Origin of the sequence: Tunicatimonas sp. (assembly GCF_049647865.1) — a bacterium.
Taxonomy (GTDB): Bacteria; Bacteroidota; Bacteroidia; order Cytophagales; family Cyclobacteriaceae; genus Tunicatimonas.
The window spans coordinates 1-9,576 of the sequence record NZ_JBARYM010000829.1 but is presented as its reverse complement, the minus strand read 5'-3'; the positions used below and the strand labels follow the sequence as shown (position 1 = coordinate 9,576).

10 protein-coding genes are annotated in these 9,576 nt (G+C 41.3%); 2 read left to right on the top strand and 8 right to left on the bottom strand.

What is annotated here, in order from left to right; all coding sequences use genetic code 11:
• Positions 1–605, bottom strand: a 605-nt coding sequence (locus WBA23_RS23975) for a cation:proton antiporter (RefSeq protein ID WP_424584806.1), incomplete at its 3' end; no start/stop codon positions are given.
• 549 nt (positions 606–1,154) lie between these two features.
• Here WBA23_RS23975 and WBA23_RS23970 point away from each other — a divergent pair.
• A complete protein-coding gene (locus tag WBA23_RS23970; RefSeq protein WP_424584805.1) occupies positions 1,155–2,267 on the top strand; it encodes a serine hydrolase domain-containing protein in 1,113 nt (370 codons plus the stop codon).
• A gap of 281 nt (positions 2,268–2,548) precedes the next feature.
• On the opposite strand, the gene WBA23_RS23965 is transcribed toward WBA23_RS23970, so the two are convergent.
• The 3 genes from WBA23_RS23965 to WBA23_RS23955 form a co-directional block, all read right to left on the bottom strand.
• Positions 2,549–3,154 carry a hypothetical protein gene (locus tag WBA23_RS23965; protein WP_424584804.1) on the bottom strand — a complete coding sequence of 202 codons (606 nt, stop codon included), beginning with the start codon at positions 3,152–3,154 and terminating at the stop codon, positions 2,549–2,551.
• Positions 3,144–3,497 carry a PadR family transcriptional regulator gene (locus WBA23_RS23960; RefSeq protein ID WP_424584803.1) on the bottom strand — a complete coding sequence of 118 codons (354 nt, stop codon included), beginning with the start codon at positions 3,495–3,497 and terminating at the stop codon, positions 3,144–3,146. Before WBA23_RS23960 ends, WBA23_RS23965 begins: the two co-directional genes overlap by 11 nt.
• A gap of 160 nt (positions 3,498–3,657) precedes the next feature.
• A complete protein-coding gene (locus tag WBA23_RS23955) occupies positions 3,658–5,106 on the bottom strand; it encodes a GAF domain-containing protein (protein WP_424584802.1) in 1,449 nt (482 codons plus the stop codon).
• Between the two features lie 319 nt (positions 5,107–5,425).
• On the opposite strand from WBA23_RS23955, the gene WBA23_RS23950 reads away from it, so the two are divergent.
• The gene (locus WBA23_RS23950) at positions 5,426–5,800 is read left to right on the top strand and encodes a hypothetical protein (RefSeq protein ID WP_424584801.1); all 375 of its coding nucleotides are present in this window, start codon (positions 5,426–5,428) and stop codon (positions 5,798–5,800) included.
• 29 nt (positions 5,801–5,829) lie between these two features.
• Here the strand turns inward: WBA23_RS23950 and WBA23_RS23945 are convergent, their stop codons facing one another.
• From WBA23_RS23945 to WBA23_RS23930, 4 genes are all read right to left on the bottom strand, one after another.
• Positions 5,830–7,551 carry a carboxypeptidase regulatory-like domain-containing protein gene (locus WBA23_RS23945; protein ID WP_424584800.1) on the bottom strand — a complete coding sequence of 574 codons (1,722 nt, stop codon included), beginning with the start codon at positions 7,549–7,551 and terminating at the stop codon, positions 5,830–5,832.
• 21 nt (positions 7,552–7,572) lie between these two features.
• A complete protein-coding gene (gene csgH, locus WBA23_RS23940) occupies positions 7,573–7,917 on the bottom strand; it encodes a curli-like amyloid fiber formation chaperone CsgH (protein ID WP_424584799.1) in 345 nt (114 codons plus the stop codon).
• Positions 7,918–7,945: 28 nt separating this feature from the next.
• On the bottom strand, positions 7,946–8,470 hold the full coding sequence (locus WBA23_RS23935; protein WP_424584798.1) for a hypothetical protein: 525 nt from the start codon (positions 8,468–8,470) through the stop codon (positions 7,946–7,948).
• 137 nt (positions 8,471–8,607) lie between these two features.
• Positions 8,608–9,474, bottom strand: a complete 867-nt coding sequence (locus tag WBA23_RS23930; RefSeq protein WP_424584797.1) for a hypothetical protein — start codon at positions 9,472–9,474, stop codon at positions 8,608–8,610.
• Between the last annotated feature and the right edge of the window lie 102 nt (positions 9,475–9,576).

Here is a 9,576-nt window from a genome sequence, read left to right as displayed (position 1 = left end):
CCGATTTCACCAGCGCCTACGTTCTCAATTCCTCGCTCAGCAATACTGAATAGCGTAAGAAAAATCACCACTCCTACCCCATCATTAAATAGTGACTCACCGACAAATTTCACTTCCAATTGCTTGGGTACGCCAATTTTCTTTAGGATGCCGAGTACTGCTATTGGGTCGGTAGGAGAAATAAGAGCTCCGAACAACAGACAGTAAATATAGCCGATTTCGTAGCCAATGAGATGGTTAGAAACCCAAAAGAACAGGGTGCCTACTACAAAGGTAGACGCTAGCACTCCAATGGTGGCAAACGTAATAATGGGGGCTGCTTGCTCCTTTAACCTCCCCCAGTCGGTGTGTAGCGCGCCAGCAAATAGCAGGAAGCTCAGCATAACATTCAGTATAAGATCACTGAGGTCAATACTCCGCATAATTTCTTCAGCGGAAGCGGTGAATTTAGGGTTAAATGACCCAATCAGCAGTACGATTAGCGTTAAAACAATGGCCATAATCATCAGACCAATGGTGGTTGGCAACCGTAACAAGCGCACATTGATATAAGCGAAAATGGACGAAAGAACTACCAGAATGGTAATGATTGTAAAAACACTCATAGGTTGATAATTGAAATTTGGGTGCCTAAAAGTAATACATTCCGATGCAAAGCAGACATAGCTACTATTTTTCTTTAAAGTTAGGCTCCTCAGTCAGTTGTAAAAAGAGCAAGATCCTATTCCTTCTGATCTTAAATCTACATAAATAGTATTTCTACTTAGATATACGATCAAAGCTGCACACTAAGCTTGATGATATAGAAGAAGCCATTGATGGGGGAAGAAACTCAAGAACGCATTATAATCCTGAAAGACATTAGTCAAGACGATGCTAGCCAAGTTTTATGAAATATTCTATTAGAATGAAGAAGTTGATCTGGCGGAGAACATTACCATACCTAATAGTGAAGCATACGTAACCCGAATCCCTAATATAGTGTTTGCCGCCGGTAACTACAGCAATATACACAACCGCATTAGCACGCTATTTATCATGCTGATAAATAGCGACAATCATTTATAGTCACTAGGGAAGAGCAATAGATTAGTAGGATATTCAAGTATGCTGAAGTAATTTTAGTGGTCACAGAACTAAACCATACTATACCAATGCAACAACTACTTAAAAAAAAACCAGTAGTCAGACTTTTATTGATAGCTGGCATTCTGGGCACATTTACTGTTTCTAGCTTTAGTCAGAATATAAGTAGTAGTAAAATTACGGAATGCCAGACGATCATCAAGAAAATGATGGCGGAAAAGCATGTGGTTGGTATGGCTATTACTGTTATCCAACGAGGAGATACGGTGTGGAGTGAAGGTTTCGGCTTTGCCGATCTGGAAAATCAAACGAAGGTAGATCCAGCTACTACCTTGTTCCGAGTAGGCAGTGTATCTAAGCCATTAACTTCTACCGCAGTAGCTAAGTTGTACGAACAGAATCAACTGAACCTAGACGACAAGATTCACCAGTACGTTCCCTACTTTCCCAAAAAGAGATACCCTATTACAGTCAGGCATTTAGCCAGTCATACCAGTGGTATTCGTCACTACAGTAGCGAACCTGAGGAGTACTGGAATCAGAAATTCTTTGGTTCGGTAAAAGAAAGTCTCACCATGTTTCAGGATGATTCGCTACTGTTTGAGCCAGGAGAAAAGTTCCGCTATTCCAGCTTCGGATATAATACACTCTCTGCAGTTATTGAAGGAGCATCGGGCAGCGATTATCTAAGTTACTTAGATAAATCCATATTTACCCCACTAGGTATGCACCACACCATAGCAGATTTTACTGATAGTGTTATTGTTGGGCGTAGTGAACCTTACCAATACGATACTGTTTCAAGCTCGGTCATCAATACCGACTTTGTGGATAACAGCTATAAGTGGGCCGGCGGCGGCTTGCTTTCCACTACTGAAGATATGGCAACATTTGCTTGGGCTTTTCATAAAAACCAAATTGTGAGTGAAAGTACTAAACAGTTATTTACGCAGCCCCTCCAACTCAATAGTGGCGAATACCATGCGTATGCCCTCGGTTGGGCCCGGTCGGCTGATTTATCTGATCCCAATTACGGGCACGGGGGCACGGCTATTGGGGGAAAAGGCAGCATCAAAATCTATCCCGAAAGCGATCTGGTTATCGCTATAGCCGCCAACGTTTGGAAAGTAGGTTATCGTGACGAAATCGACCAAGTTATCGACTTGTGGCTGAATCAATAAACCTACGCTACTATCAATGACCTAACCTATCTGCATCGTTTGGGCAAACTTCTTGACAACAAAAAAGCGGTGGTTAGTCGTAAGTATTTGGTACGAATAATGATAGTTGCGAGCAGCATTGTAGTACCGCTGTAGTTCTTTTTCAACGTTAATGACTTCATCAGTGTAGGTAGTACCCGGTAGGGAAAATCGAGTCTAATTGTTAGTGCTAAAAGAATGAATAACACGTGAACTAATCTGCCCCATCTACGCTGCATCTCTTCCAAATTGTTGCATTAATTCTATTCAACTGCCTTTTTATACATCCCAAAGAACAGGAATGGTAAGAATCCGATGCTAAACAAACTTATTCCTGCTATCAGTAACATAGCAGCTCCCGGCCAGTGCATCAGTTTGAAAAGCACCGATAATCCGGTAATGATGGCACTGAAGAGACCCAAAATAATTTTAAGCCTTTCTGTCATGACTTTACCTACACTGGCTTTGTAACGGTTTAGCGCAAACATGGGCAAAAAGATCAGGGCAAAGCCTAAGAAACCGTACGAAAATAACTTATTACCACCGGGCCAGTTTAGCAAAGTAAATAACCAACCGATACTAATACACACCGAAGCAACTAGTCCAATAGAATACATAACTCTTTTCATAGCGACTATTTTTGGTTCATTTAATAGATATATAGTTTCTTCTTGGATTTCATTCAAGCCATTGGGACAAATCTTCTTCCAAGCTGAATGATAGGCACTTTCAAAAGTATGCCCTTCCTCCATTTTACTTTCTACCGCACAGCAAAAATGGTCTAGCAAATCTTCTTTTACCATTGATATGGATAGACTGCTCCGCTCAATCTCCTGCCGAATTTGCTCTAAATGCTCGTCACTTAGCATAGGCAGACAATTGCTTTGGTTGGGGAAATATCAGTTGTTGAATCGTTTGCATGAAGTCTTTAAGTTCGTCAAACTGCAACTGCTTTTTAGTCTGTCCTTGCTGAGTGATAGCGTAGTATTTACGTACTCGCTTCCCGACATTTACCGTTTCTACCTCCACCAAACCATCTTTCAATAGCTTGTGTAACGCCGGATAAAGGGAGCCTTCTTTGATGAGAATTTTATCGTCGGTTAGCGCTTTCACCTTCTGAGTGATCTCGTAGCCGTACATTTTACCGTGGTCAGCTAGTAATTTGAGAATAATTGTACTAAGCGTACCCTTAAGTAGTTCGGTAGAATTCATACTGCAATATACATAGTTTTGCAATACATCAAAATTCTATGTATAAAGATATGCTTAATCTTCTAAATATTTATTAAATTACTGAGGCTACGTGAATAGCGGATATACGACTAGTACAGCTATACGTGTGAGCTGGAGATGGGTGACTACTCAAATAGTATTATTGAGCCTCACTCGCAATTTCCGGTTGCTGTTTACTCATTTTTAAGCTAACCAAAGCTGAAGCCATAAACTCACCAGCTCTAGTCAAAAACTCCTGCTGATGTGGTTCCAGCACATCAAAAGAAGCAATCTCAAACACCGCTTCTACTTTCTCATTGTACTGAAAGGGCATAACAATTAGGCAGTTGGGAGTAGCATCCCCTAAGCCAGATGTTATTTGAGTGTACCCCTGAGGTACTTTGGTTAGTACGGCAGGCTTTTTTTCCAGATACGCTTGTCCAACTAGCCCTTGTCCAACTTCTACTCTTTTTTCTACGAACTTCTCTTTGTTAAAAGCATAACAAGCCTCAAGTTGTAAGTAGGTAGTATTATTATGAGATACTACAAATAACCCCCCTTGCTGGCTGTTCAAATATTTTACCAGGTAGGTGGTAGATTGGTTAACAAAACTTTTAAAGTCTTGACCATGATCCCGAACTAGTTTAGAAAACTCAGTTAGTCCTCTAGTCATCCAGAGGTTCTTCTGATCAGCCTCCTTAATATCATTCATTTTTTGGCGCATTCTTAGTAAGGCCCCCGCCAAAGTTGTATTATTTAGCGCTTCATTCTTCTCATTCAGCCCGTTCCACTGTACATTATAATCTCCGTCAGCAATCTGGGTGACAAAGTCTGAAGCTTGCTGCATGTTCTGTATTGAATTATCCAAGACATTTTCTAGTGTATTGTGCTGTTTATCATCAGCCGTTTGGCCTGGATTAAATAAATATGTGTGGTTATTCTCAGCTAATTTCTCATATAGCTTATTTCTACCTTTAGACTCTTTTTTAATTCTTAGTATTACAGAAACTATGGTCGGCAAGCTAGTTATCAAAAGAATTACTTGTAGCCATTTATTCCACTTCAATGCGGTGTCATAACTATTGGTTGCTTCTTCGTTTAACTGATCCATCTGGGTGAATACTTCATTACTTGCCGCTACGTATACTTCGTATAGTTCATCTCCGCGCCCCTCTTCCAACATTTGTTTAAACTTATCGGTGTTTCCCACTTTTACCTGTTCAATCATTTCCATTGAAAAATCAATATACGAGAGTGTAGAACTTTCCAATTTTCTGATACTGCTAACCTCAATATTTAATGCTTGTAAATGATCGATGATCTCTGCGTAGATATTGATCTGCTTCTTATAAAGATATTCAAAAGCATTGATGTAAACCTCTTCCTCAGTAATAGCGTAACCACGCACTGCTACATCCGTAGCTTGTATAATTCGGGTAAGTACGGAGGCAGTAACCTGCTTAGCCAGTGTAATTCGTTCTCGTAGCTGGTTGTTTTGAATAATGATATGGTTATTACGAAACGTGCTGATCCCGTTCAGTAATATTAATAGTGCTACTACTCCTAATAAGAGGCTATTAATGTTCTCCCGAGTAATTATTTTGAACATATGAATTTGCTTACACTTGAAAATACTATCAGGTCAATATCCCTATAGCATGAAATCTGTTATTACTTGCCCTTATTGAGTCAATTAGATTATTCTATTATCTCATTATAATAAAGGCAGTTACGTAGTAATTTGCTATTAAGCTACTCAGCAATAAAAAGACCACAGATTAGAAAAAACAGTTTTACCTAGCTCTATGAAAGGTTTTCGAATAATATGAACAAAAGTTGTTTTAAATTCCTATCTTTTTTCTTAAAAAAAGAATAAAAAACTCAAACAAAGAATATTGAAATTAGTTCTACTTCTAAATATTATAATTATGAAAGTACAAGTAGAAGAAAAACCATTTTTAGCGAACGGACGCCATACTACCACCATTACTGAAGTAACAGAAGGTAAGAGCGAGAACAAAGGCGTTCCTTTTTTTAACTGTCGCTTCGAGAACGAAGACGGTTTTGTCAATCATCGTTTTTATCTGAGCGAACCCGGGCAGCCAATTATGGCCGAATTCTTTAAGGCGGTAGGTATTGAAAAAGAGGAAGTAGACACCCAAGAACTAATGGGCAAAGAAGTATCTATTGACGTACACGAACGAACTTACCCTGATCCAGAGAGCCAGCAAGAAAAAACCATTAAAGAAGCTCGGTACTTCCAAACAGCGGGGCAGTCTAATACCTCCGACGCGGTAAATTAACATTACAAATAACGGCTTCGCTGTAACATCTACATATCGGGCATCATCGCTTCAGTAAATAATTGCTGGCGGTTTTGCCCGTTATAGTCCATTGTCCAAACTGCTTTGGGAGCACCTTTCTCGTTAGAGGTATGTTCAAATACTATTTGAGCTCCATTAGGCGAAAATCGCGGATTCAAATCATTGAAGCCAGTCGGTTTATTAGCAGATAAATCTGTGACTTGGTTAGTAGCTATATTTAACGTGAAGATGCGGACATCTAACTGCCGTCCGATAGGCGATTCAAAGCCCGACACATCCTGAGTGAACAACAATTGCTGACCATCGATAGAAAAGGTAGGTGATTCTAAACGATTAGTCATACTATCCAACAAAGCTACTGGATTACTTCCGTCTTCATCCATTAGATAAAATTTAGTATCACTAATGTCGCTGCTCACGGTTTGGGCTACCATTTTGCCGTTCGCTCCGGACCAATCTACGGACTTAAAGTGATAGCCCTCGGGAGCCGTAGCGATTTCAGTAAGATTAGTTCCATCCCGGTTAATACGGAAGAGTTTATTGTAGTGAGCGTAAAGTAGTTGCCCCCCATCGGGCGACCAGCAGTAGCCTTCACCGTATTGGTGATAACCGGCTAAGGGTAAAGTAGTCACTTGGCTTACTTCGCTACCATCGGTCTTCATGGTGAATAGTTGCTGTTTGCCATCTCGATCTGAAACGAAAGCAATCAACTGCCGATTGGGACTTAAGCGAGGGTAGCCATCGTGGGCCGGATGATCGGTGAGCCGGATAACATGCTGATTATTGGCATCAGCTGCATATATTTCGGCATTGTTATCAGCGGCTCGGCTGAAAAGGTAAGTAACTTCAGGAAATGACTGAGTAGTAAAGCTCCACAATTCTCCAGTAGTAGTATTACCTTGCTGATCATGAGCAACTACCTGCCAAAAATACGTAGTATTCCACGATAGATTACCAACCTCCAACAAAGTATCTAACAACTGAGAAGCTACTTGCTGTTTCTCCGCTCCGTCTGATCGGTATAGTAGCACTTCAAACTGAAGATCAGCTTCGGCCTGCCGGTTTTCAATGCCCCAACGTAGCGTAACTGAGTCAGTGTGCCCTTCCGACCGAGCGGCAGGTAGCGGCTGAACTGGCACGTTAAAAGCGGTAGTGGTTTTTGGCTCCATCAGTAGCGTAACTTCGGTAGCTTTACCTGATGATACGGCAACGGCTACGCTGTCTTTGGTATAGGCTGCTTTTTTAGCTATAAGTGTATAATTACCTTCCGGCAGAGAATCTACGCTGAACTGCCCATTGGAGTCGGTCAGTAAAGCTATGGTAGGTGGTTGAGTGGTCAAATTAGCTCCAACGATGGGCGCATTAGTTAGGGCATCTAACAATGTTCCTTGTAACGAGCCTAACGGAACCTGCTTTTTAGTTAGCCCTATTATTAATTGAGCAGATTGGGTGGCATTTACTAAAATACTAGCATTTTCATTTAGATAACCGCCCTTTTCAGCAGTTACCGTGTATTCCCCTTCCGGCACCGCTTCAATAATAAATTGTCCGATACTATCCGTCCTAGTAATTGAGGTGGGCGGAATAGTGGCGATGATAGCCGATGCGAGTGGCTGGTCGGCATCATCCGTAATTATTCCACTGATGCTACCGAACAATTGGGGTTCAATGGTCGTCTCTTGGCAAGCCACTAGCAATAAAGTCGCGATAGCCATTAATAAGTTTTTCATGGTTGGTTGTCTCTTTTTCTATTAGTGTACAACTTGGTCTTGCATGTAAACAGTATCTCCCCGAAAAATTTTAAGTCGAATAGTATAGGTATCATCTGACTGGATACTAACTGACGTTTTTGTTATCACAACCTCTTCATTAGTTGGAGCAACAAACTGCCCTGCTTGTTTGCTCTGCGTATTCCCTGCTTTCCCCTGTCGTACGGTAGTAAGTTCGTACCGCAGCGTATCAGCTTCAGTACGCTGGTTAAGAAATTTCCCCTGAACACTCAGGCGATCATTCTGCACAGTATGATCTATCCACGCCTTCTGCTCGCTGGACTGAAGTATAAAGTGCATTGTTAATATTAGTAATATAGCTTTCATATCTAAAAAATTACACATTGCTCAATGCTCATTGAATTGAATAGCCTTGCTCAATAATTACCGTCATGCCAATGCCTCGTTGCTGCACACTGTAGGTAGGTGCTAAAGAATTATGTTCAATCTGAATTAGTTCTAACTGACTGCCTTGCTGCGTTATTGAATAATCCATTCCATTGCCCATTAAATCTTGCTGAATAGTATTCTGCTGCCCGTACTGTTGTACTTCCACCTGAATATCATTACCTATCATAGAACCTTCAAACCGGTGCTGCTCGCCTTCCTGGGTAATATCCCACTGGTTATCTTGTCCCTGCTGACGAACTTCTACCTGATGAGTATCACCCGTTTGCTGCACTCGAATGTAATTACGTAGAGCTTCCGTTTGCTCTACCGTAGCCTGATTATTTATTCCTACCTGCTGGATTAGCACTTCGTTTTGTACCGAGGGTAAAGTCGGGGTAGTTAGCTGCTGTAGTAACGCCTCTTCGGCTGGAGCTTGCGCTAGTAATAGGGCGGGTAATAAGCAGAATATCAATATCCAGTGGAATTTCATAGCCAAGTTGGTATAGAGTTGATACAAAAAATGTATAAAAGCGGCGAAGCATATTTAAAGATGAAAAGGCACTAAACAAAAGTTTAGCTTCTGCTCAGTGCTCTTTTCATTCTTGTCTGATTTTCTGACTAATGGAATCAGGGTGTACCCATAGTTACATTCGCCATATTACCGGTTCCACTCTGGTTGATGTTAGCCAGATCACTGACACCATACTGATTTATCGTAGCTTGGTTCAGATCACCGTGCTGAAAAATATCAGCGATATTCAATTCCGCAGGATCTGACCCAAATGCCCCTTGAAAAATTGTAGCAGTATTTTCGTCACCAACTTGCTTAATATCGGCTTGGTTGTCTTCCGAGATACCGGGAAAAGCCTGCTTAATATCAGCTTCATTAGCCGTACCCTCCTGGTGAATTGAAGCCTTGTCTCCTTCCGATACGCCATCAACTCCTTGAGCAATGTAGGCTACGTTATCGGTTCCTTCCTGATAGACAGAAGCCATACTCAATTCGGAATTACCATCGACTCCTTGGCTGATAAGTACGTCATTTCCATCGCCAATTTGTTTAACACTGGCTTGATCTTTCTCCGATGAGCCTAAAGCTCCTTGGTTAATGTCTGCTTCGTTAGCATTACCATCTTGGCTGATAGTTGCTACGCTTTTATCAGCACCGCCTATATCAACTCCTTGCTGAATTGCCGCATCGTTACCATTGCCTTTTTGAGCAATAGTAGCCTCGTTGTCATTAGCCGAGCTCCCTCCAAAGTTGCCTTGGCCGATATAGGCTACGTTACTTTCTCCTTCCTGGTAAATATCCGCTAGATTGTCTTCCGCTGAACTAGCAAAAGGGGAAACTCCGGACACGCCAACTTCTACATCGGCTTGGTTAGTGGCTCCAACTTGCTCAATAAATACTTCGTTGTCTATGCTCTGGGCATAGGCACCCAGGCTAATACTAGCCAATAGTGCGGTGGTGAAAAATTGCTTAACTGTTTTCATAATTAAATTTGGTTAAATAATGATTGGGTGTACTAAAACTGTGATTTGAGAAGAGAAGCATCGGGATTGATTACTTCTCTTACTTTTGAGAGTCTTCTACTC